The sequence below is a fragment of the Kitasatospora sp. NPDC088742 genome (assembly GCF_055584905.1).
In genome coordinates this window covers 42,020-63,934 of record NZ_JBVJLD010000002.1, presented here as the reverse complement: position 1 = coordinate 63,934, position 21,915 = coordinate 42,020, and the positions used below count along the sequence as shown (strand labels likewise).

The following is a 21,915-nucleotide window of genomic DNA, read 5'->3' as shown; positions in this document are numbered from 1 at the left end:
AATCACGGCAGGTCGCGCGGTTCGAGCGCTCACCACGACTCCTGCGCGTCGACGACATCCGGATGAGGGGGCAGCGCGCCGGAGCGGTTCGGGAGGCCGAAGGCAGGATTGATGCCCAGGGCCAGTTCTCGGCCGCCCCGGAGCAGCACGTGGGAGGGTCCTCCTATGTGCTCGTTCTCCACGTAGTAGCGGGTCCGGGTGAAGGCGGCCTCGATCGCGTTCTGGAGTGTCACCAGGTCCAACGCCTCAGGGCCCGAGTGGACGCCACCGGTCAGGCCGTCCACGAGGGTCTCGGTGAAGGGGTCCGCCATCGGCCGGAAACTCGAGGTTTCGGCGGCCATCAGGGATGGAGCGGGGGCTGTGCCGGTGAACCGCGTCGTGGCTACGGCTGCGTAGTCGCAGTCGAGGATGACGGTGGGACGGGCCGCCTGACTGGTGCTCATGATCCCGGCGACGGCGTCCAGGTCGACGCCGGTGTCGGCCGGGTGCTGCTGATCGGTGCCCGTCACGCCGAAGGCGAGTCCCCCGTCGTGAGGGAAGCCGATCCCGGCGTACCAGAACAGCAGCACGTCCGATGCTGCCTCGGCGGCGCGCCGCAGGGCGTCGAGCACGTCGGCCGGTCGCTCCGGGCCGAGCAGCACCGCGGTGTTCTTCCAGTGGAACGCCCCACCGGGACCGGGGGAGGTGAGCGCCCGTGCCAGGCGGGCGGTCGACTCCTCCGGCTGCCGGGGGGAGGGCCGGAGGTGCAGGCCGGCGCTGGAGCCGACGAGCACCGCGTGGGAACGCTCACGGTCGGGCAGGAGGGCGTGACGCGGTTGTATCGGAGGCACAGTCATGGAGGCTCCTCACACGGCGATTCAGCGTAGGACGGTCGGCACGCCTTTGAGGATCCCGTACACGGCCAGGACCGTTACTTCCACGGTTGCCTCGGGCAAGATCGTTTCTGTTGGTCACGCCGTTGGTCACGCGGTAACCCGGAAACGCAAAAAACCCCAGTGATTACTGGGGTCTTGCTGGTGTCCGAGGGGGGACTTGAACCCCCACGCCCGATAAAGGGCACTAGCACCTCAAGCTAGCGCGTCTGCCATTCCGCCACCCGGACAAGGTGTCTGTCTTCGCGGGCTGTTCCCCGCGGCGACATGTGTAACTGTAGCAAAGATCAGCTTCAGGACCCAAAACCGTGCCTGCGGGGGCTCGCGGGGCTTCGATCCGGGGGAATGGTCTTGGGGCGGAGCGGTGCCTGGGGGAGGATGGCCGGATGGTGCGGCGTGCCGGCCGGCCGGGTGGGCGAGACGACGAGGAGAGACCGTGAGCGACGCGCGGACGGGGTCGAAGGTGACCGGGGAGTCGGAGGTCGCCGACATCTGCCGGGACCTGATCCGGATCGACACCAGCAACTACGGGGACGGGTCGGGGCCGGGGGAGCGGAAGGCGGCGGAGTACGTCGCGGAGCAGCTCGCCGAGTTCGGCCTGGAGCCGAAGATCTACGAGTCGGCCAAGGGCCGGGCGTCCACGGTGGTGCGGATCGAGGGCGAGGACCGGTCCCGGCCCGGGCTGCTGATCCACGGTCACACCGACGTGGTGCCGGCCAACGCGGCGGACTGGACGCACCACCCCTTCTCCGGGGAGATCGCGGACGGCTGCGTCTGGGGCCGCGGCGCGGTGGACATGAAGGACATGGACGCGATGACCCTGGCGGTCGTCCGCGACCGGCTGCGGACCGGGCGCAAGCCCCCGCGCGACATCGTGCTGGCCTTCGTGGCGGACGAGGAGGCCGGCGGTACCTACGGCGCGCGGTTCCTGGTGGACAAGCACCCGGAGCTGTTCGAGGGCGTGACCGAGGGGATCGGCGAGGTCGGCGGCTTCTCCTTCACCGTCAACGACCAGGTGCGGCTGTACCTGGTGGAGACGGCGGAGAAGGGCATGCACTGGATGCGGCTCACCGTCGAGGGCCGGGCCGGGCACGGCTCGATGGAGAACGACGACAACGCGATCACCGAGCTGTGCGAGGCGGTGGCCCGGCTGGGGCGGCACAAGTTCCCGCTGCGGATCACCAAGACGGTCCGGGCCTTCCTGGACGAGCTCTCGGACGCGCTGGGCGTGAAGCTCGACCCGGAGAACATGGACGAGACGCTGCGGGTGCTCGGCGGCATCGCCAAGATGATCGGCACCACGCTGCGCAACACCGCCCAGCCGACCATGCTGAACGCCGGCTACAAGGTGAACGTCATCCCCGGCCAGGCCACGGCGCACGTGGACGGCCGCTTCCTGCCCGGCTACGAGGAGGAGTTCCTGGCCGAGCTGGACAGCGTGCTCGGGCCCCGGGTGAAGCGCGAGAGCCTGCACTACGACAAGGCGCTGGAGACCAGCTTCGACGGTGCCCTGGTCGAGGCCATGCAGACCGCGCTGCAGGCCGAGGACCCGATCGCCCGGGCGGTGCCGTACTGCCTCTCCGGCGGGACGGACGCCAAGTCCTTCCAGGACCTGGGGATCCGTTGCTTCGGCTTCGCGCCGCTGCAGCTGCCGCCGGAGCTGGACTTCGCCGGGATGTTCCACGGTGTGGACGAGCGGGTGCCGGTGGACGGGCTGAAGTTCGGCGTCCGGGTGCTGGACCGCTTCATCGACGCCTGCTGACGCGTCCTGGTCCGACGGCCCGTCTCCGGATTCTCCGGAGGCGGGCCTTCCGTTTGTCGGAGGGGATGACGATGTCCGGTGATGAAGAAAGGATTCTTCGAGGAGTCAACTGGGCGATTCTCTGTGCGAGTTGTCACCGCTGCGGGTGAATGCATGATCCGTCCCGTACCCCGTTCGGCCCAGCTCGCGTTCACCCATTTGCAGGCCGGGAGACGGACTGCGGAGTACAGGAATCGACCAGGAGGAAAGATCCATGAAGGTCAAGAAGATCGTTGCCGTTGCCGCCGCCACCGGTGGTCTGGTGCTCGCCGGTGCGGGTGCCGCCGTCGCCCACGGCGGTGCGGTCGCGGACGGTTTCGCGACCAACTCCCCGGGTGTGCTGTCGGGCAACAGCGTCCAGGTTCCGGTGCACGTGCCGGTCAACCTGTGCGGCAACACCGTCAGCGTCATCGGCCTGCTGAACCCGGCGTTCGGCAACAACTGCGCCAACTTCTGACCGGGTCCCGGCCGTTGGGCCGGGCACCGGACTGAGAACGGGTTGCACCGGACGGGCCCTCCGCGACCGCGGGGGGCCCGTCCGCATGTGCGAGGGCCGCTCACTCGATGGGGTGAAGAGGCCCGTTCGGGTCAACCGCAGGACGGCTGGGCTCGTTGTTCGGTGTACCGGCGAAGGCCGCATCGGGAATTCCGACAATCACACACCACTCAGGGGATTACATGCGTCAGGTCGCTAAGAAGGGCATCTTCACGGTGGTCGCCACGGGAAGCGTGCTGGCCTCGGCCTCCGGTTACGCCTACGCCGGCGCGGATGCCCAGGCAGCCACCACCAACTCGCCCGGGGTCGGCTCCGGCAACAGCCTCCAGGCGCCCGTGGACATCCCCGTCAACGCCTGCGGGAACACCGTCAGCGTGGTGGGCCTGCTCAACCCGGCGATGGGCAACGACTGCGCCAACAGCTCGGGCGGCTCCCATCAGGGCGGCTCGCACCACGACGGCCCGTCCACCAAGAGCGGCGGCGCGCACGCGGGGAGCACCACCGCCAACTCCCCGGGCATCGCCTCGGGGAACAGCGTCCACGCCCCCGTCTCCATCCCCGTGAACGCCTGCGGGAACTCGGTGGACGTGGTCGGGATCGGCAACCCGGCCTTCGGCAACAGCTGCGGCAACGTCGCCACCCCGCCCGCCCCGCCGCACCACGCCCCCGACGAGGACTGCGACGAGCACGGCACCCACAACCCGCCGCCGCCCGCCACCAGCCAGCCGCCCGGCACCGTCCCGCCGAGCAGCAGCACCAACGGCTCCGGCCACGGCAACGGCCGCGGCGGCCTCCCCGGCGGCGAGCTCCCCGGCACCGTGGTGGCCGGCCAGCCGGTCTCCTTCACCGAGACCCCGCCGCCGGCCCCGGCCGCCGCCCACGCGGCCGCCCCCGCCGCGGTGGCGGGCCCGGCCCGGGCCCAGCTCGCGCAGACCGGTTCGGACGGCCTCCAGCTGATCACCGCCACCGGGGCGGCGCTGCTGCTCGGCGGCGGCGTGCTCTACCGGCGCTCGCGGGCCGGCGCCCGCTGACGCCCGACGTCAGCCTGGTGGCGCTCTGAGGTCACCCGGACGCGCCGAAGGGGCGTGGTGCACTCGGCACCACGCCCCTTCGGCGTTCGTACGTACGGTCTCAGGTGACGGTCACCAGCTGCGGACCTGACGGATGATCCGTCGTCGCAGCAGCACGGTGCGGCTGCCGTCGGGGAAGAGTTTCAACCGGTCCAGCTCCCAGTGCCCGTACTCGGCGTGCTCGGTGAGCAGCTGCCTCGCCGCGTTGCGGGTGGTGCCTCGGGGCATGCGCAGCGACTGGTACTCGTACTCGGGCTGCCGGACCAGCTTGGGTGGGGTCAAGACTCTCCTCCTGCGGGACGACGCATGCAGGCAAGGGTACGACCTGCCTGTGACGACCGGGGCCGGGCAGCGCCCCGGGCCGCCCAATCCGTCAGGTGAGCCTGGGCGTTCCGGGGGCTGACAGTCAATCAGTTTTCGTACCGAGGAAGGGATACCCACCCCGGTCGGGGCCGATGCGCGGGCGTGTCGGGACGGCGGTCCGACGGGTGGCGCAGAGGGCGGTGCAATGGTCCGCAGGGCGGTCGGTGCGGGGTACAGATCCGTCCGGACCGGACATCCGGGCGGAAGTTGCGGTGAATTCCCGGAAGTAGACGACAACCCCTGTGCGTGTCGAGCCTCCGGGGAGATAGCGTCAGCACCATGTCTGATGCCGCGCAGCTCCCCATCGCCGAGGTACGGGCCGCCGCCGAGGCGGTCAAGGCCGCCATCGACCGCCACCTGGCGGCGGTCACCGGCCACGCCGCAGCGGGTGACCCCGGTGTGGTCGCCGCTTACGAGGAGCTCGCCGCGGCGGCCATCGCCTACGACCAGATCCTCTACGAGGCCTACGACGAGGTCACCCCGTTCGAAGTTCCGGGCGACGAGGGCAGCGGCGGCTACACCGGGCCGGACCAGCCCGAGGCGATCAGCGTGCTGATCCGCCGGGACTACCTGATCACCGACGCCAAGCGGCTGCGCGCGCAGGCCGAGCGGGTGGACAGCTCCCTGGTGCCCGGCGGCGGTCAGGACGGCAGCGGGGTCAACGCGGCGATCGGGGTGCTGTTCGGCGAGTACGAGCCGGACGAGATCGCGGCCCGCTGCGAGGAGTTCGGTCTGGAGGAGGGGGACTCCACCCTCTGGGTCGCGGCGGCCGAGCCCTCCGACCCGGGCGAGTGGCTCCCGGAGCCGTTCGACGGGGCCGACCCGCAGTTGCTGATCTGCCGGTTCGACGTCAGCGAGGTCTACGACGACGAGCTGGACGGTCTGGAGGACGAGGAGTAGCCCGGCGGCGGTCCCGTACGGCCGGCCACCGGTCAGGCGCGTACGGGACCGCACGGCGTGGAGGGGCGGGCCCGGTGGGCCCGCCCCTCCGTCCTTTTCCGTCCTCGCCCGGAGACCGTTGCCCGAAGACCGTCGCTTGGAGACGCCCCCCGGGGGGCTCAGTACGCCTGTTCGGCCTGCTCCGCCAGGATCGAGCGCAGCCGGGTGGTGCGCGGACGGGCCGGGCGCTCGGCGACGGCCTGGGCCAGGGCCGGACCGGCCGCGTGCACCACGGAGAGGTGGCGCTCGGCGCGGCCGAAGACGGTGTAGACCCACTGCCTGGTCAGCCCGGCGGCGGCGTCCTCCGGCAGCACGGCGACCACGCCGGGCCAGCGGCGGCCGACCGCCTGATGGCCCGTCAGTGCCCAGCCGTGGCGCAGCTCGGAGACCTTCGCGGGCGGGACGGTGAGCCGGGCGCCGCCGGCCAGCTCCAGGTGCAGCCCGGCGGCGTCGCCGTCCAGCACCCGGCCGAGCCGGACCACGCCCGGGGCGGGCGAGTGCACCACCCGGTCGCCCGGGTCGAAGCCGCCGAACCGGCCGGGGCCGGGGTTGAGCCGGGCCTTGGCCGCCGCGTTCAGCGCCCGGGTGCCGGCCGGGCCGCCGTGACCGGGCGTCAGCAGCACCACCTGCTCGGCCGGGATGCCGAGGGCACGCGGGATCGAGTCGGTGAGCAGCTGCACCGCGCGGTGCACCGCCTCGCCGCCGTCCTTCGCGGTGAGGATCACCACCTCCTTCTCCGGCGCGTCGACGGGCTGGAGCTCGCCGATGCCGATCGAGGAGACCAGCTCGCCGATCGGGCCGAAGTCCGGCGTCCGGGAGGCGACCGCCGGGCAGGCCTTGGCGGCCAGCAGGTCGGCGAAGAACCGGCCAGGACCGGCCGACCAGAGCTGCCCCGGGTCCCCGCTGAGCACCAGCCGGGTGGAGTCGGCCAGCGCCTCCAGCAGGGTGGCGGCCAGCTCGACGTCGACCAGCGGGGCGTCCAGCACGATCAGCAGGTCCAGGGCGAGCGAACCGTCCGAGGCACGGCCCGGGCCGTCCGCACCAGCCAGCAGCTCACCGAGCACGGCCACCTCGGCGGCCCCGCTCCGGGCCCGCAGGACGTCCCGGCCCTCCGCCGTCCAGGTCGCGGCCCAGGCCCGCAGGCCCAGCCCGAGGGCGGCGGCGAGCAGCGCGGCGGGCTCGGCCCGGGCGGCCTCACCACCGGTGTGCAGCACCACGGGGTGCTCGGCGACGGCCCGGACCAGCGCGGTCGCCGAGGAGGACGGCGCCGCGACGGCGGCCGCCTCCCAGGCGGCGGGGCCCGGCTGCACGGGAGCCGACGGGGCGTCAGCGGGCTCGGCCTCGGTGCTCTCCCCGGTGGCGTCCACCGCCTCGTCACCAGGTGCTTCGTCGGCTGGGGTGTCCTCGGCCGGCTCGGCGTTCCGGGCGGCCTCGTACTCCTCGTCGGTGCCGGGCACGAAGGTGGACATCACCCGTACGAGACCGTCCGCGAGGCTCTCCTCGGCGAGCGCGAGCCGCTCCAGCGCGAGCAGCGTCCGCATCGGCGGCTCGTCGTCCTCGTCGCCGGAGGGGCGGTGGCCTGGCAGCTCCTCCTGAAAGGCCATCACCCGGCCGTCCACCACGACCTCCTGGAGCGCGGCGGCCGCGTCCGGCAGGCCGAGCCGCTCCAGGCCGGAGGCCACCTCGCCGATCTCGGCGGCCGAGTCGCCGCGCAGTGCGGCCTGCTCCAGCAGCCACGGCACCAGCGCCTGGGCGCGGCGCGGGTCACCGGGCCCGGCCGCCGGGCCGAGCAGGCCCCGGGCGAAGCCGTCCGCCTGGTCGGGCCGGACGCCGGGGAGGGTGAGCACCGACCACGGGTCCTCGCGCAGCAGGGCGGCCGCGCCCTCGCCCAGCACCGCCACGGCCGCCGGGGCGAACTCGGCCGGGGCGCCCCCGGTCGTCAGCACCTCGGCGGTCTCCCGCAGCGCCTGCTCGCGCTGCCCGTCCACCGCGCCGGCGCCGGGGGCCGGGGCCTCGCCCGGTGCGGCGGCGGACGCGGCGGGGGAGCCGCCGACCGTGCGGATCGCCTCTGCCAGCGCGGCCACCGTGGCCGCGTCGGCAGAGGTCGCCGAGCCCGCCGAGGTAGCCGTACCGGCCGCCGTCGTACCGGCTCCCTGCTCTGACGGCTGCTCACCTGCCTGCTCCGGAGCGCCTTCGGCCACGTTCTCCGCTTCCCTCACGTCGCCCACCACTTCGCTCCTACAGCTCCGTCCAGCCCTGGTCCGGGTAGCGGTGCACCGGGGCCGAGACGTCGTCCAGCGCACCGCGGATCTCACCCGGTAGCGTAAGCGCCTCCACCGACAGGGCCGCCGCCAGCTGCCCGGCCGTCCGGGCGCCGACCAGCGCGCTCGCCACGCCGGGCCGGTCCCGGGCCCAGGCGAGGGCGACCGCGAGCGGGCTGCTGGCCAGGCCGTCGGCGGCGGTGGCGAGGGCGTCCACGATCCGGCGCGAACGGTCGCCGAGGTACGGCTGCACGAAGCCGGAGAGGTGGGGCGAGGCCCCGCGCGACTCGGGCGGCACGCCGTGCCGGTACTTGCCGGTGAGCACGCCCCGGCCGAGCGGGGAGGAGGCGATCACCCCGAGCCCCGCGTCCAGCGCCGCGGGCAGCACCTCGCGCTCGATGCCGCGCTGGAGCAGCGAGTACTCCATCTGGGTGGAGGCGAGCGGCACCCGGCCGGGCAGGGCGCGCTGCCAGGCGGCGGCCTTGGCCAGCTGCCAGCCGCTGTGGTTGGAGAGCCCGACGTACCGGGCCCGGCCGGAGGAGACGGCCAGGTCGAGGGCGTGCAGGGTCTCCTCGGTGGGGGTGCCGGGATCGAAGGCGTGCACCTGCCACAGGTCCACGTGGTCGGTGCCCAGACGGCGCAGCGAGCCGTCGAGGGCGGCGAGCAGGCCGCCGCGGGAGGTGTCGAAGCGCCGGTCCGAGTCGGGGGTGCTGCCGGCCTTGGTGGCGATCACCAGCTCCGAGCGCGGGATCAGACTGTCCGTCAGCCGGGAGATCAGGTACTCGGCGCCGCCGTCGGCGTAGACGTCGGCGGTGTCGACGAGGGTGCCGCCCGCGTCGACGAAGGTCTTGAGCTGCTCGGCGGCCTCGTGCTCGTCGGTGTCCCGGCCCCAGGTCATGGTGCCCAGGCCGATCCGGGAGACCCGTAGGCCGGTCCGGCCGAGATGACGCTGTTCCATCGGGCAGACCCTCCGTCGGCTGACCCGCGCCCGGGTGATGTCGGTGGTGCTGTTCGTGGTGACGTGCCGGTGGTGGCATCGGCGCAGGTAGGGGAAGGTGCCTCCCCCGTCGGCCGAGCGTAGCGGCCCGGGCCCGGGCCGCCGCGCCGACGTGCCGGGCGCGCGACACGCGCGTGCTTCCGGGCGACACGCGCGGGTACCTACCGGTGGGTAGCTTGACCGGCTACGCTCCGTCCAGCGGCTGGCCGCCGGGCGGCCGGGCCACCACGAACCCGTGACACACCTCCGGAGGGCATCCACATGCGACTCGGCATCAACCTCGGTTACTGGGGCCTCGGCATGGACGCCGACAACATCGCCGTCGCCCAGGAGGCCGACCGCCTCGGCTACTCGGTCTGCTGGGCCGCTGAGGCGTACGGCTCGGACGCCGCCACCGTGCTCTCCTACGTGGCCGCCAAGACCGAGCGGATCGACGTCGGCTCCGCCATCTTCCAGATCCCGGCCCGCACCCCCGCGATGACCGCGATGACCGCCGCCACCCTGGACACCCTCTCCGGCGGGCGCTTCCGGCTCGGCCTCGGCGTCTCCGGCCCGCAGGTCTCCGAGGGCTGGTACGGCGTCAAGTTCGACAAGCCGCTGGCCCGCACCCGCGAGTACGTGGAGATCATCCGCAAGGCGATGTCCCGCGAGCGGCTGGTGCACGAGGGTGCCCACTGGACCCTCCCGCTGCCGGGCGGCCCCGGCAAGCCGATCAAGCTGACGGTGCATCCGGTCCGCGAGCACATCCCGCTGTACATCGCCGCGATCGGCCCGAAGAACCTGGAGCAGACCGGCGAGATCGCCGACGGCTGGCTCGGCATCTTCTTCGCCCCCGAGCACGCCGCGCTCTCCCTCGACCCGCTGACGGCCGGCCGCGCCAAGGCCGGACAGACCCTGGACGGCTTCGACCTCTGCCCGACCGTCGCCATCTCGGTCGGCGAGGACGTCAAGGCCGCCGCCGACCTGCAGCGCCCCTACACCGCCCTCTACGTCGGCGGCATGGGCTCCAAGGAGAAGAACTTCTACAACCAGCTGGCCCGCCGGATGGGCTACGAGCAGGCCGCCGACGAGATCCAGGAGAAGTACCTCGCCAGGGACTACGCGGGCGCCGCCGCCGCCGTCCCGCACGACATGATCGACTCCACCGCGCTGCTCGGCACCACCGAGCGGATCGCCGACCGGATGCAGGCCTACGCCGACGCGGGCGTGACCACGCTCACCCTCGCCCCGGCGGGCCTCACCCTGGAGGAGCGGATCACCGCGCTGCGCACCGGTGTCGAGGCGCTGGAGCGCGCCGGGCTCGCCTGACCCCGGCTGCTCGGGCCTGATCTCGCGTCAGGCCCGGTGCCGGGTCCCGCGTCCGGCCCTGCACCGGCGGGCGGCCGTGGCCGCGCCTACAGCCAGCCGCTGCGCTTGAACACCCGGTGCAGGACCAGACAGAGCGTCACCATCAACCCGACCGCCGCCGGGTAGCCCCAGGGCTGGCGCAGCTCGGGCATGTCCTCGAAGTTCATCCCGTACACGCCCGCGATCATCGTCGGCACGGCGGCCAGCGCCGCCCAGGCCGAGATCTTCCGCATGTCGTTGTTCTGCTGCACGCTGACCTGCGCGAGGTTGGCGTTCAGGATGTCGGAGAGCAGCCGGTCGAGGGCGTCCACCTGCTCGTTCACCCGGGCCAGGTGGTCCGCCACGTCGCGGAGGTACGGCCGCAGCTTGGCCGGGACGGACTCCACCGTGCCCGAGGCCAGCCGCAGCAGCGGCTCCTGGAGCGGGACGGTGGCCTTCCGCACGCCGGTCACCTGCCGTTTGAAGGCGTAGATCCGCTCGGCCAGCCCGCGCACCGGGCGCCCGGGCGCGAACACCTCGGCCTCCAGGTCGTCCAGGTCGCCCTGGAGCGAGGTGGTGATCTCCAGGTACTGGTCCACCACCATGTCGGCGACGGCGTAGAGCACGGCGGCCGGGCCCTGCGCGAGCAGCTCGGGCTCCTGCTCCAGCGTGGTGCGCAGGCCGGAGAGCGGGCTGTCGTCGCCGTGCCGCACCGTCATCACGTAGCAGTCGCCGAGGAAGAGCATCACCTCGCCGGTGGAGACGGTGTGCCCGTCCGGGTGGTAGCCGAGGGTCTTGAGCACCATGAAGGCCGAGCCGGGGAAACGCTCCAGCTTGGGCCGCTGATGCGCCGTCACGGCGTCCTCGACGGCCAGCGGGTGGAGGCCGAACTCCTCGCTGACCAGATCCAGTTCCCCGGTGCTGGGCTCCACCAGGCCGAGCCAGACGAAGGCGTCCTCGGCCTCCCGGGCGGCCGCCAGGGCGTCCGAAAGGTCCTCGGGGCCCGGGGTGCGACGGCCGGCGCGGTATATGGCGCTGTCGACGATCATGCGGTCCATTCTGGTGCCTGCCGCCCCGTTGCGGCCCGAGAAGTGCACCATATCGAGCCTCCGGGACACCGGTACGCCGTACGCTGACGCCATGCCGACCCTGCTGCTCGTCCGCCACGGCCGTTCCACCGCCAACACGGCGGGGGTGCTCGCCGGTTGGACCCCCGATGTGCACCTCGACGAGACCGGGCGGGCCCAGGCCGCCGAGCTGGCCGGGCGGCTGGAGGGGATCCAGCTGGTCAAGGCCGTCTCCAGCCCGCTGGAACGCTGCGCCGAGACCCTCGCCCCGCTGCTCGACCTCCGCCCCGAGCTCGGCCCGGCCACCGTGGACGAGCGGCTCGGCGAGTGCCACTACGGGGACTGGACCGGCCGGCCGCTGGCCGAGCTGGCGAAGGAGCCGCTTTGGCGGACCGTCCAGGACCACGCGGCGGCGGCGGCCTTCCCCGGCGGCGAGTCGCTGCGCGACCTGAGCCACCGGACGGTGGACGCCGTGCGGGAGTGGAACGAGAAGATCGAGGCCGAGCACGGGCCGGACGCGGTCTGGGTCGCCTGCTCGCACGGGGACGTGATCAAGGCGGTGGTGGCCGACGCGCTCGGGCTGCACCTGGACCACTTCCAGCGGATCTCGGTCGAGCCCTGCTCGGTCACGGCGATCCGGTACACCCCGCAGCGGCCGTTCGTGCTGCGGGTCGGGGACACCGGGAGCCTGGCCTCGCTGGCTCCGCGTCGCCCGGCTGAGGGCGGGGCTGAGGGCGCGGCCGGAGACGAGGGTGGGGCGCAGGGGGACGCCGTGGTCGGCGGGGACACCGGAGTGCGCTGAGCGTCGCGCCGCGAGGGGTGCAGGGTGCCCGCGCAGGGAGCTCCGGGGCGGGCGCGCCGTCGACGTGACGGCGCACGTCCCTCCATCTGACGCAGCGGTACCCGGCCTGCCCCAACTGGGCTGCGCAGGCCGTAGGGTGGCCGGTGAGAGCACGATCCACACCGCGATCCACCCGCGATCCACCCGCGATACCAGCGACACCCGCCACGTCCCAGAACGCCACGGCGCCACGGCGCCTGATCCCAGAACCCGGAGCGAGCACGTGCCCCGTCAGGTCCACTTCTATGACCAGCCCGAGCGGTTCGTCGCGGGCACCGTCGGTCAGCCCGGGTCCCGGGCCTTCTTCCTCCAGGCCAGCGCACGCGGCCGGATCACCTCCGTGCTGCTGGAGAAGGCCCAGGTGGCCGCGCTGGCGGAGCGGGTCGAGCAGGTGCTCGACGAGGCCATCCGGCGCAGCGGGGGCGACGCGGACATCCCGCCCACCGCGCCGGCCGAGCTGATCGACAGCGCGCCGCTGGACCTCCCGCTGGAGCAGGAGTTCCGGGTCGGCACCATGGCACTGGCCTGGGACAGCGCCGAGGAGTGCCTGGTGGTCGAGGCCCAGGCGGTGGTCGAGGCCGAGGAGGACGCCACCGAGGACGAGGCCGAGTACTACGACACCGAGGACGACGAGAACGGCCCCGACATGCTCCGGGTCCGGCTCAGCGGTGCGATGGCCCGGGTCTTCGCCAAGCGTGCGCTCGACCTGGTCGCGGCCGGACGCAAGCCCTGCCCGTTCTGCAACCTGCCGCTCGACCCCGAGGGCCACCTGTGTCCCCGGGCGAACGGGTACCGGCGCTGACCGTGGAGGGCACGGGCGGGGCTGGACCGCGGACGGGGGCCGAGACGGGGGCTGAGACGGCGGCTGAGGTGGCGGAGGCGGAGGGTTCGGTGGAGCCGGCGGACGAGCCGGAGCAGATCGAGGTGCCGGTGGCGGACCCGTCCGTCAGCGCCGCGCTGGCCGCCGACCCGGAGACGGCGCTCGAACTGCTCCGCTCGGGCGAACTGGAGGTGCACGGCCGGGTCACCAGCGCCTCCAACGCGGTGCTCTACTGCACCGTCAGCCTTGACGGCCTGACCGTGCCGTGCGCCTACAAGCCGGTCTCGGGGGAGCGGCCGCTCTGGGACTTCCCCGACGGCACGCTGGCCGGGCGTGAGGTGGCCTCCTTCCTGGTCTCGGCCGCCACGGGCTGGGGGCTCGTGCCGCCCACGGTGCTCCGGGACGGCCAGGCCGGGCCCGGCATGGTGCAGCTCTGGATCGAACCGGACGACGAGGTCGAGGAACTGATCGACCTTCAGGACCCGGCCGGCCCCGAGCCCGGCTGGCTCCCGATCGTCCGCGCCGACGTGGGCGGCGGGCGGACCGCCCTGCTGGTGCACCGGGACGACGAGCGACTGCGCCGCCTGGCGGTGCTCGACGCGGTGCTGAACAACTCCGACCGGAAGGGCGGGCACTGGATCGCCGCCCCCGACGGCCGCCTCTACGGCATCGACCACGGAGTGACCTTCGCCGAACCGGCCAAGCTGCGGACGCTGCTCTGGGGCTGGGCCGGCGAGCCGCTGCCGGACGAGGCGTCAGAGGTGCTCGGCCGGTTGGCCGATGGCTTGGCCGGTCCGCTCGGCGAGAGCCTGCGGCCGCTGATCACCCCCGTCGAACTGGACGCCACCAAGGCCCGGGTCGCGGCCCTGCTCAGTGGCGGACGTCACCCGGAACCGTCCCCTGACTGGCCGTCGATCCCCTGGCCGCCGGTCTGAGACCGGAGGCGTGGTGCGGGCGGTGCCCCGGGCCGGGGCCGGACCGGGGCCCGGACCGGTGCGACGGCCTCGGCCCCTGGTAGCGAACGCAATCCGGCCGATCTCGCGTACTGGTTAGCCTTTCAAATGATCGCGAGGTTAGAGTCGAGCCATGCATTCCTGGCCCGCCTCCGAGGTTCCCGCCCTGCCTGGTCAGGGGCTTCCCCTCCACATCCACGACACCGCCACGAACAGCGTCCGCGAGGTGGTCCCGCAGGGACCGACCGCCCGGCTGTACGTCTGCGGCATCACTCCCTACGACGCCACCCACCTCGGCCACGCCGCCACCTACAACACCTTCGACTTGGTGCAGCGGGTCTGGAAGGACGCCGGCCACGACGTCCTCTACGTGCAGAACGTGACCGATGTGGACGACCCGCTGCTGGAGCGGGCCGTGGCCACCGGCCAGGACTGGACGGTGCTGGCCGAGCGTGAGACCGCCCTGTTCCGCGAGGACATGACGGCGCTGCGGATGCTGCCCCCGGCCCACTACATCGGCGCCGTGGAGTCGATCCCGTGGATTGTCCCGTTGGTGAAGAAGCTGCTCGCCTCGGGCGCGGCCTACGAATTGGATGGCGACATCTACTTCTCGGTCGAGTCCGACCCGCACTTCGGCGAGGTCTCCGGCCTCGACCGGGAGGCGATGCTCCCGGTCTTCGCCGAGCGTGGCGGCGACCCGGAGCGTCCGGGCAAGAAGAACCCGCTGGACGCCCTGCTCTGGCTCTCGGCCCGCCCGAACGAGCCCGCCTGGGACACCGAGCTCGGCCACGGCCGCCCCGGCTGGCACATCGAGTGCGTGGCCATCGCGCTCGAGTACCTGGACATGGGCTTCGACATCCAGGGTGGTGGCAGCGACCTCTCGTTCCCGCACCACGAGATGGGCGCCTCCCACGCCCAGGTCGCCATCGGTGCGCACCCGTACGCCCGGGCCTACGTGCACGCCGGGATGGTCGGACTCGACGGGCACAAGATGTCCAAGTCGCGCGGGAACCTGGTCTTCGTCTCGGCCCTGCGCCGCGAGGGCGTCGACCCGGCCGCGATCCGGCTCGCCCTGCTCGCCCACCACTACCGCAGCGACTGGGAGTGGACCCAGGACGACCTCGACCGGGCGCAGGAGCGGCTCGCCCGCTGGCGTGCCGCGGTCTCCCGGCCTGACGGTCCGTCGGCCGAAGAGCTGCTGGCCGAGGTCCGTGCCGCGCTCGCCGACGACCTGAACGCTCCGGCGGCGCTGGCCGCGGTGGACCGCTGGGCCGAACGGCAGGCCGAGACCGGTGGCACCGAGATCGGCGCTCCGGGCCTGGTCTCCCGGACGGTGGACGCGCTGCTGGGCGTGGCCCTCTAGGCATCGCGCCCCAGGGACCGGACGGGACAGGGTCCGTATCGCTTCGAGGTTCTCGTTGCGGTGCGGACCCTGTCGTTTCGTCAGCTCTGCTCCGTCAGCTGCGGGCACCTCGGTTTTACGGGGTGCCTCAGCTACGGGGCGCCGGCGGGCTGCCGGCGGCCCTCACTGGTCCTCGTCCGGGGGGTTCTTCGGCTCGGTGGCGTGGCCGGAGACGGGCTTCTCCCCGGTCGGGCCGAGGTTGTCCCGGCGGCGGAGGTACCGCTCGAACTCGCGGGCGATGGCGTCTCCCGACGCCTCCGGCAGCTCGGCGGTGTCCTGCGCCTCCTCCAACTGCTGGACGTACTCGGCCACCTCGCTGTCCTCGGCGGCCAGCTGGTCCACCCCGAGCTGCCAGGCGCGGGAGTCCTCGGTGAGCTCGCCCGGCGGGATGCGGAGGTCGAGCAGGTCCTCCAGCTTGTTGATCAGGGCCAGGGTGGCCTTCGGGTTCGGTGGCTGCGCCACGTAGTGCGGCACGGCGGCCCAGAGCGTCACGGCCGGCACACCGGCGTGGGCGCAGGCCTCCTGGAGTACACCGACGATGCCGGTCGGCCCCTCGTAACGGCTCTCCTCCAGGTCGAGCGAGCGGGCCAGCGCGGCGTCCGAGGTGACCCCGCTCACCGGTACCGGCCGGCTGTGCGGGGCGTCGCCCAGCAGGGCGCCCAGGATCACCACCAGCTCGACGCCCAACTCGTGGGCGAAGCCGAGCAGTTCGTTGCAGTACGAGCGCCAGCGCATGCTGGGCTCGATGCCACGGACCAGCACGAGGTCGCGCGGGCGCGGCTCGGTCACCCGGACCACCGAGAGCCGGGTGGTCGGCCAGGTGATCCGGCGGACTCCGCCGTCCAGCCAGACGGTCGGTCGGTTGACCTGGAAGTCGTAGTAGTCCTCGGCGTCCAGCGCCGCGAAGACCTTGCCGCCCCAGGTCGAGTCCAGGTGCCCCACGGCCGCCGAGGCCGCGTCACCTGCGTCGTTCCAGCCTTCGAAGGCGCAGACCATCACCGGGTCGATCAACTCGGGAACATCTTCCAGCTCGATCACCCAGCGTCTCCCTCCGGACGTTCCATGGTCCCTACCTGCCCAGCCTACGAGCTTTGAAGCGTGGGCCAGGAGCGGTCGAGCCTATCCCGGAGAACCCCTGGGAACCCAGTCGGTTTTGGACACTCCCAGACATGTGTCTATGATTACTGGACAGTCGTCCATGAAAGGGAGCTTGCCGTGAACCTCCTCGCGAACGTCCTTGTCGGTCTGGTGGCCGTGTTGCACGCGTGGATCCTGGTGCTGGAGATGTTCCTCTGGGAGCGGGCGCCGGGTCGTGGCCTGTCGGGTTTCGATGCCGCGATGGCCAAGGCCACCGCCCCGCTCGCGGCCAATCAGGGGCTGTACAACGGCTTCCTCTCCGCCGGTCTGGTCTGGGGTCTGGTGGCGTCGGATCCGACCGGCTTCCGGGTGCAGGTCTTCTTCCTCAGCTGCGTGGTGGTTGCCGGGCTGTACGGTGCCGCCACCGCCAACCGCCGCATCCTGTTCGCCCAGGCGCTGCCCGGTGCGCTCGCGCTGGCCGCCGTGCTGGTCGCGGGATGACCGGCCCCCGTCCGCACCACGGTGGCGGGCTCGCCGGCGAGCCCGCCGGCCGGCCCGATTCCCGGACGGACCCCCGGCCGGACGCCCGACCCGACCCCCGGGCCGAGCGGACCCGGGCCAAGCTCCGGGCCGCCCTGCTCGCCGAGTGCGCCGAGCGTCCGCTGGAGGAGCTGGGGGTGGCGGCCCTGACGCGGCGGGCCGGGGTCGGGCGGGCCACCTTCTACCTGCACTACCCCGACCTCCCGTCGCTGGCGGTGGACGCCTGCGCCGATGTCGTCCGGGACGGCGTGGAGGCACTGCACGCCTGGCGCGGCGTGCCCGACCCGGCCTCCCCGCCGCCGCCCCTGGCGGACTTCCTGACCGCACTGGCCGGGCACGGCCCGCTCTACCGCACCCTGCTCACCCCCGGCGGTGGAGGACCGCTCGGCGAGCTGATGCACCGTGAACTGCGTGCCTACAGTCGCCGGGAGCGCGAACTGGCCGGCGCCCCGCACGCCGCCCTGGTCGCCACCGCCGTCGCCGCGACCTTCACCGGGCTGCTCGCCGACTGGCTGCACGGCGAACTCCCGGGCACCCCGGCCCAGCTGGCCGCCCACTGCTGGCGTCTGCTGATGGCGCTCCATCGCACCCCCCTCGATCCGATAGGTCCGACTGATCCGAGCGGACCGGTCGATCCGGCCTGACGAACCGGCGATCCGGCGATCCGGTCTGAAGGGCGGAGGACGGCGTACCAGCCTCCGAGCCCTTCTGACGGTCCATCATGAGGCTGTTCGCCGCGCTTGTGACCCTGACAAATGTCAGGTACCAGTGGATTCGTCCTGGTGATTCTCTGATCTCGGCACGGGAGATCCCGAGCCGAGAGAAAGCAGAGCAGAGCTAGGAGAACACCTATGTTCGGTGCACTCGGAGTGCGCAGGCTGGTCATGGCCGGTGCGGCGCTGGCGCTCGGTGCCGCCACCCTCGGGGCGACGACCGTCAGTGCCGAGGCCGCGAGCGGCTGCTACGGCATCGGCGGCGGCAAGTACAACTGCAACGTCTGGAAGACCGCCCCGACGTACTGGGAGAACAACGTCCGCGCCGGCACCCTGAACGCCGGGACGAACTACTTCTACTGCCAGGCCGTCGGCACCCGGATGTCGGACGGGCAGTACTACAACAAGTGGTACGCCAAGACCGACGACGACAGCGGCAACAAGGGCGTCTGGGTCAACGTCATCTACCTCTCCGGCGGCGCCAACGACGAGCCCGTCCCCGGTCTGCCCTACTGCTGACGGCCGGCCGGTGGGCTGACGGCACGTCAGCCTCCGTACTGGGCGAGGTAGCGCAGGACGAGGTCGACGTGAGGGCGCACCCGTTCGGGGACGCCCCCGGTGTCGGCCACGGTCTTGTCGCTGGTGCGGTAGCCCGCGGTGACCAGGGCGGGCAGGTCACCGCGGACTCCGCGCCGCTTCAGCTGCTGGTCCAGCCAGCAGACGTAGTTGCCCATGGTGATGATCGCGTCCGGAGCCGACATGTAGTCCTTCCGGCCGTCACCGTCACCGTCCTGGGCCCAGGCGTTGAAGACCGACGGGGTCCACATCGCGATCCCGTACTCCTCGGTCCGGGGCCGGGAAGCCTGCGGATCGAAGCCGCTCTCCGCCTTGAGCATGGCGGCGATCAGCGCGGGTGTGATCTCCGGCTCCGGGCAGCGCCGGGCCGCCCGGTCGATGGGCTCGCGCAGGGCGGCGGGCACGTCGGCATCGGGAGGAAGGGCACCGGCCCGGGCAGCCGGGTCGGCGGGGCCGGAGCCGGCCGCTCCGGCGGGGGAGGGTCCCGTCGTCCAGCCCGAGACCGTACCGGCGGTCGGCGGCGAGGTCGGGTGTGGGGGAGCGGGAGCAGGAGGTCGGCCCGGCAGGCCGGCCCACTGGATGGTCGCCACGGCCATGAGCAGGGCCGTGGCCACCGTAAGGCCGATCCGGCGCCACCGTCGGGGAGGAGGGGGAGAATGCAGCAGTCGCAGCCGTGTCACCAGCCGTGCGGCGGTCGGGCGCAGTGCCTGATCGGCCGTCAGACAGTCGGCGATCAGTGCCTGCCAGCCGTCGGGCAGCCGCTCGTCGAGCCGCAGCGGCGCGCTGCCCCGGGCGTAGGTCTGGGCGGTCAGGGTCCGGGCCCGTGCGGTCGCACCGAGGAAGGGGTGCAGTCCACCGGTGAGCACTTGGTGCGCCAGGACGCCGAAGGCCCAGACATCCGCACTGGGCCGGAGCTGGACGCCGCGCGGCCCGGAGCGTTGGGACCACCACTCCGGTGGCACGTGGTCCAGCGAGCCCAGCGGTGGCGCGTAGGCGTGGGTCCCTTCCAGCTGGGTGGTCAGGCCGAAGTCGGCGAGCCGGATCGCACCGTCGGGCATCAGCAGGACGTTGCCCGGCTTGAGGTCGCCGTGCACCCAGCCCCGGCCGTGCATGTGGGCCATCCCGGCGGCGAGTTGGCCGAGCATCTGCCCGGCCTCGGGGAGGGGGCGTCCGGGTACGGCCTCCTGGAGCAGCTGCTGGAGGCTCAGCTCGGCCCGCTCCATCACCAGGGCGACGGCCCCGTCCAGTGCCGGGCAGGCCGGGTCCCGGACGGTGGCGACGGCCAGAGTGCGGATCAGGTGGGGGTGGTCGGCCCGTCGGCTGAAGCGGACCTCACGCCGGGTCAGTTCCGCCATCGTCCGCCGCTGCCCCGGAGTCAGCCGCCCCGGGGGGAGGAACTTCACCGCGACGGGAGTGCCGTCCGCCTCGCACCTGCCGGCGTACACCCGGCCCCAGGCCCCGGTCCCGATGAGCGGCCCGATCCGGCAGCCGGCCACCAGGTAGCCCGTCGGCACCTCGAGTTGGCCGGGCTCGGTCGGCATCGGCACTCCGCCTGCTCAGCCGTGCCGGACGGTGGACGGGGTGGGAGCGGCGGACACGGCGGCTGGGGTGGTCAGGCCGGGAGCCGCCGCCCGAGGTCTGCCCACCGTCGGGTTGAGCAGCACGAGGTGCTCCTCGCGCACCAGGTCGAAGCGGAGCGCGAGCGACACCAGTTCCTCCCGCTTGCGGCCGGTCCGCCCACCGTCCTCGCAGTCGCGCAGCCGCAGCTTGGTCTCCGCCAGGTAGTCGATGTGGTAATTGACGGCGGACCGGGTCAGCCCGCGTCCGGCCGGGAGGGCGCGCAGCCGGGCCAGCACGTCGCCGACCCCTGGCACGGCGGCGGCCGAGGGGTCCCGCAGACGCGGCTCGCAGAGGGCCAGCAGCACCAGGAAGTACTTCGCCGTCGGGTCGAGGGCGAAGGGGCTGACGGTGTGTTCGCCGCCCTGGTGGTCCGGCGGTCCGTCCAGGTAGGCGTGCTGAGGGGCGAAGACCTTGAACTCGGTGGAGCCGCCGACGGAGGGCAGCACCACCCGGGCGAACTCGAACGGCACGGGCGCGCCCAGCCGACCCGGAGCGACCTTCAGGTGCTCGCCGGCCCCTTCCATGTTCTCCACCACGTACGTCGCGGTGGGGCTGAAGTTGGAGAGCCGCCAGTAGTCCTCCGCCGCGATGATCTCCCCGGCCCGCCGGGAGACGCCCTGGTCGGCCAGCTCGATCGCGACCGGGCAGTCCGGCGCACCGCGGCCGAAGGCCGCCTGCTCGCCCGGCCCCATCCGGAGCACCGGGGGCCGCTCCGAGGCGGCAGCCCCCGGACGGCCGGGCAGTTGGACAATCACCGTGTCCATCGGGACTCCTCCCCGGGCCGACGGTCGTGCGCGAATCATGCTAGACGCTCCGCTGTCACGTGGTCACCATCCGTTCGGGTGGGTCTGGTTGACCCGGCGTCAGCACACCGGCCGGGCTCCGCGCACGCCGTCCCACCTTCCGGCGCGCTCAGCCCCCTCCCGGCGCGTTCCGCCTCCGCCCCGGCGCCCTCAGCAGTACCCCTGGCACCCTCAGCACCACCTGTGGCGCCCTCAGCACCACCCGGACCGGTACGCCGCCCAGTGCTCCGGAGTGGCGGTGAAGTCCACGTACAGCGCCAGCCCGAAGGCCTGTCGCTCCGGTGCCTTTCGGTCCAGCGCCAGCCGGGCGCCCCGCACGGCGGCGGCCACCGTCTCCGCCGAGCCCCGGTGGCCGAAGCTGTCGTCCCAGTAGGCGGGCAGCCCCATCAGCAGGTCCACCTGAGGTGGTGTCACCTCCAGCGCGAGCTCCGTCTGCTGCGCCACGTAGCCGCCGTACAGCGACTCCACCGGCATCGCGGTGTCGTAGGACATCACCGCGATCTGGTCCACCCGGCCGGCGACTTCGGCGAAGTACGCCTGGGACCACCACTTGCCGTGATCGAAGGCGGCGGTGCTCAGCCGGTGCAGCCCCGGCAGCGGGTCGATCTGCGGGGAGGCCACGGAGAGCGGAAGGCCCCGCGCGGTGGTCAGTGCCCGGGTCCGGTCCAGCAGGTCCAGGAAGCCGCCCGAGCCGGAGCGCACCGGTTCCAGGTCGTAGTGCACTCCGTCGAAGCCGAGGTCCAGCACCTGCCCGGCCGCCCCGGCGATCCGCCCGCGCACCGCCGGATCGGCCAGGTCGAGCCCCTCCTTCTCCGGCCGCACGACATCGCCCAGCCAGGACTGGACGCGCAGCCGGGGCAGCAAGCGGTGCACCTCCTCGACGAACTGACGCGCCCTCGGGTACCGGTCGGCCGGGAGCGAGCCGTCGTGCTCCAGCGGGCCGGTGTGCACGTACAGGTCCCGCACCCCGGTCCCGGCGAGCAGCCGCGTCAACTCGGTGACGTCGTCCTCCCCCTTGCGCCCGTCCACCCAGGCGTGCCCGAGCCAGACGGCGTCCCGGCCCCTGGTCAGGGCCTGCGACGAGGGTTCGCCGGAGTACGCCAGCCGCAGTGCGGCGGCTGCCGTCGCGAGCGGAAACAGCGTCAGGACCGAGCCCAGCAACAGCGCCAGCAGGGCGCAGTACGCGGCCCTCCGGGGCCGGGTCGAACCTGAACAGATCCGCCGGAATTTCTTGATCACCTGTCCTCCTCGTGGAAGGCAGACGCTCAGGATGCGGAACGGGTTCCCGACCTGGGCCGCGGTCCGGCTACCCTGACCGCGTGCCTCCCGTACACGGACGGGTCGCATAGCCGACAGCCGTCGCACCCAGGGAGTAGCC

The 21,915-nt window shown here is 72.9% G+C and carries 21 protein-coding genes and 1 tRNA gene; 12 read left to right on the top strand and 10 right to left on the bottom strand.

The window, feature by feature from the left end:
- Window positions 1-29 precede the first annotated feature (29 nt).
- The gene (locus tag ACZ6ZR_RS02585) at window positions 30-836 is read right to left on the bottom strand and encodes a hypothetical protein (RefSeq protein WP_465638601.1); all 807 of its coding nucleotides are present in this window, start codon (window positions 834-836) and stop codon (window positions 30-32) included.
- Window positions 837-1,014: 178 nt separating this feature from the next.
- Window positions 1,015-1,102: transfer RNA gene (locus ACZ6ZR_RS02580), tRNA-Leu, on the bottom strand.
- Between the two features lie 206 nt (window positions 1,103-1,308).
- On the opposite strand from ACZ6ZR_RS02580, the gene ACZ6ZR_RS02575 reads away from it, so the two are divergent.
- From ACZ6ZR_RS02575 to ACZ6ZR_RS02565, 3 genes are all read left to right on the top strand, one after another.
- The gene (locus ACZ6ZR_RS02575; RefSeq protein ID WP_465638600.1) at window positions 1,309-2,634 is read left to right on the top strand and encodes a M20/M25/M40 family metallo-hydrolase; all 1,326 of its coding nucleotides are present in this window, start codon (window positions 1,309-1,311) and stop codon (window positions 2,632-2,634) included.
- Between the two features lie 253 nt (window positions 2,635-2,887).
- Complete coding sequence (locus ACZ6ZR_RS02570) at window positions 2,888-3,130, top strand: chaplin (protein WP_465638598.1); 243 nt, start codon at window positions 2,888-2,890, stop codon at window positions 3,128-3,130.
- Between the two features lie 221 nt (window positions 3,131-3,351).
- Window positions 3,352-4,200: a chaplin family protein gene (locus tag ACZ6ZR_RS02565; protein WP_465638596.1), complete on the top strand. Its 849-nt coding sequence runs from the start codon at window positions 3,352-3,354 to the stop codon at window positions 4,198-4,200.
- Between the two features lie 111 nt (window positions 4,201-4,311).
- Here ACZ6ZR_RS02565 and ACZ6ZR_RS02560 read toward each other — a convergent pair whose 3' ends face one another.
- A complete protein-coding gene (locus ACZ6ZR_RS02560) occupies window positions 4,312-4,521 on the bottom strand; it encodes a DUF5703 family protein (RefSeq protein WP_380150372.1) in 210 nt (69 codons plus the stop codon).
- A 360-nt stretch (window positions 4,522-4,881) separates the two neighbouring features.
- Between ACZ6ZR_RS02560 and ACZ6ZR_RS02555 the strand changes: the two genes are divergently transcribed.
- Window positions 4,882-5,502, top strand: a complete 621-nt coding sequence (locus tag ACZ6ZR_RS02555) for a hypothetical protein (RefSeq protein ID WP_465638594.1) — start codon at window positions 4,882-4,884, stop codon at window positions 5,500-5,502.
- Window positions 5,503-5,660: 158 nt separating this feature from the next.
- On the opposite strand, the gene ACZ6ZR_RS02550 is transcribed toward ACZ6ZR_RS02555, so the two are convergent.
- Entirely contained in the window at window positions 5,661-7,769 is a 2,109-nt protein-coding gene (locus ACZ6ZR_RS02550) for a helix-hairpin-helix domain-containing protein (RefSeq protein ID WP_465638592.1), read from the bottom strand.
- Between the two features lie 10 nt (window positions 7,770-7,779).
- Entirely contained in the window at window positions 7,780-8,760 is a 981-nt protein-coding gene (locus tag ACZ6ZR_RS02545; RefSeq protein ID WP_465638590.1) for an aldo/keto reductase, read from the bottom strand.
- 300 nt (window positions 8,761-9,060) lie between these two features.
- Here ACZ6ZR_RS02545 and ACZ6ZR_RS02540 point away from each other — a divergent pair, with 300 nt between their 5' ends.
- Window positions 9,061-10,107 carry an LLM class F420-dependent oxidoreductase gene (locus ACZ6ZR_RS02540; protein WP_465638588.1) on the top strand — a complete coding sequence of 349 codons (1,047 nt, stop codon included), beginning with the start codon at window positions 9,061-9,063 and terminating at the stop codon, window positions 10,105-10,107.
- Window positions 10,108-10,193: 86 nt separating this feature from the next.
- Here the strand turns inward: ACZ6ZR_RS02540 and ACZ6ZR_RS02535 are convergent, their stop codons facing one another.
- Entirely contained in the window at window positions 10,194-11,174 is a 981-nt protein-coding gene (locus ACZ6ZR_RS02535; protein WP_465638586.1) for a magnesium and cobalt transport protein CorA, read from the bottom strand.
- 91 nt (window positions 11,175-11,265) lie between these two features.
- Here ACZ6ZR_RS02535 and ACZ6ZR_RS02530 point away from each other — a divergent pair, with 91 nt between their 5' ends.
- From ACZ6ZR_RS02530 to mshC, 4 genes are all read left to right on the top strand, one after another.
- Window positions 11,266-11,994 (top strand): histidine phosphatase family protein, encoded by a 729-nt coding sequence (locus tag ACZ6ZR_RS02530; protein ID WP_465638584.1) that lies wholly within the window; start codon window positions 11,266-11,268, stop codon window positions 11,992-11,994.
- Window positions 11,995-12,256: 262 nt separating this feature from the next.
- Window positions 12,257-12,835, top strand: coding sequence for a DUF3090 domain-containing protein (locus tag ACZ6ZR_RS02525; RefSeq protein WP_465638582.1), 579 nt, complete (start codon window positions 12,257-12,259; stop codon window positions 12,833-12,835).
- A 155-nt stretch (window positions 12,836-12,990) separates the two neighbouring features.
- Window positions 12,991-13,788, top strand: a complete 798-nt coding sequence (locus ACZ6ZR_RS02520; protein WP_465639186.1) for an SCO1664 family protein — start codon at window positions 12,991-12,993, stop codon at window positions 13,786-13,788.
- 151 nt (window positions 13,789-13,939) lie between these two features.
- Complete coding sequence (gene mshC / locus ACZ6ZR_RS02515; RefSeq protein WP_465638580.1) at window positions 13,940-15,169, top strand: cysteine--1-D-myo-inosityl 2-amino-2-deoxy-alpha-D-glucopyranoside ligase; 1,230 nt, start codon at window positions 13,940-13,942, stop codon at window positions 15,167-15,169.
- A gap of 162 nt (window positions 15,170-15,331) precedes the next feature.
- Here mshC and ACZ6ZR_RS02510 read toward each other — a convergent pair whose 3' ends face one another.
- Window positions 15,332-16,246, bottom strand: coding sequence for a PAC2 family protein (locus tag ACZ6ZR_RS02510; RefSeq protein WP_465638578.1), 915 nt, complete (start codon window positions 16,244-16,246; stop codon window positions 15,332-15,334).
- A gap of 177 nt (window positions 16,247-16,423) precedes the next feature.
- On the opposite strand from ACZ6ZR_RS02510, the gene ACZ6ZR_RS02505 reads away from it, so the two are divergent.
- The 3 genes from ACZ6ZR_RS02505 to ACZ6ZR_RS02495 all read left to right on the top strand — a co-directional run bounded on the left by ACZ6ZR_RS02505 (window position 16,424) and on the right by ACZ6ZR_RS02495 (window position 18,057).
- The gene (locus ACZ6ZR_RS02505) at window positions 16,424-16,786 is read left to right on the top strand and encodes a DUF1304 domain-containing protein (RefSeq protein ID WP_465638576.1); all 363 of its coding nucleotides are present in this window, start codon (window positions 16,424-16,426) and stop codon (window positions 16,784-16,786) included.
- Complete coding sequence (locus tag ACZ6ZR_RS02500) at window positions 16,783-17,469, top strand: TetR/AcrR family transcriptional regulator (RefSeq protein ID WP_465638574.1); 687 nt, start codon at window positions 16,783-16,785, stop codon at window positions 17,467-17,469. The genes ACZ6ZR_RS02505 and ACZ6ZR_RS02500 overlap by 4 nt, the downstream gene beginning before the upstream one ends.
- A 207-nt stretch (window positions 17,470-17,676) precedes the next feature.
- Window positions 17,677-18,057 carry a hypothetical protein gene (locus ACZ6ZR_RS02495; protein ID WP_465638572.1) on the top strand — a complete coding sequence of 127 codons (381 nt, stop codon included), beginning with the start codon at window positions 17,677-17,679 and terminating at the stop codon, window positions 18,055-18,057.
- Between the two features lie 26 nt (window positions 18,058-18,083).
- Here ACZ6ZR_RS02495 and ACZ6ZR_RS02490 read toward each other — a convergent pair whose 3' ends face one another.
- From ACZ6ZR_RS02490 to ACZ6ZR_RS02480, 3 genes are all read right to left on the bottom strand, one after another.
- Window positions 18,084-19,655 (bottom strand): serine/threonine-protein kinase, encoded by a 1,572-nt coding sequence (locus tag ACZ6ZR_RS02490; RefSeq protein WP_465638570.1) that lies wholly within the window; start codon window positions 19,653-19,655, stop codon window positions 18,084-18,086.
- A 15-nt stretch (window positions 19,656-19,670) separates the two neighbouring features.
- On the bottom strand, window positions 19,671-20,498 hold the full coding sequence (locus tag ACZ6ZR_RS02485; RefSeq protein WP_465638569.1) for a serine/threonine protein kinase: 828 nt from the start codon (window positions 20,496-20,498) through the stop codon (window positions 19,671-19,673).
- Between the two features lie 231 nt (window positions 20,499-20,729).
- Window positions 20,730-21,776 (bottom strand): glycoside hydrolase family 18 protein, encoded by a 1,047-nt coding sequence (locus ACZ6ZR_RS02480; RefSeq protein WP_465638567.1) that lies wholly within the window; start codon window positions 21,774-21,776, stop codon window positions 20,730-20,732.
- Window positions 21,777-21,915 lie beyond the last annotated feature (139 nt).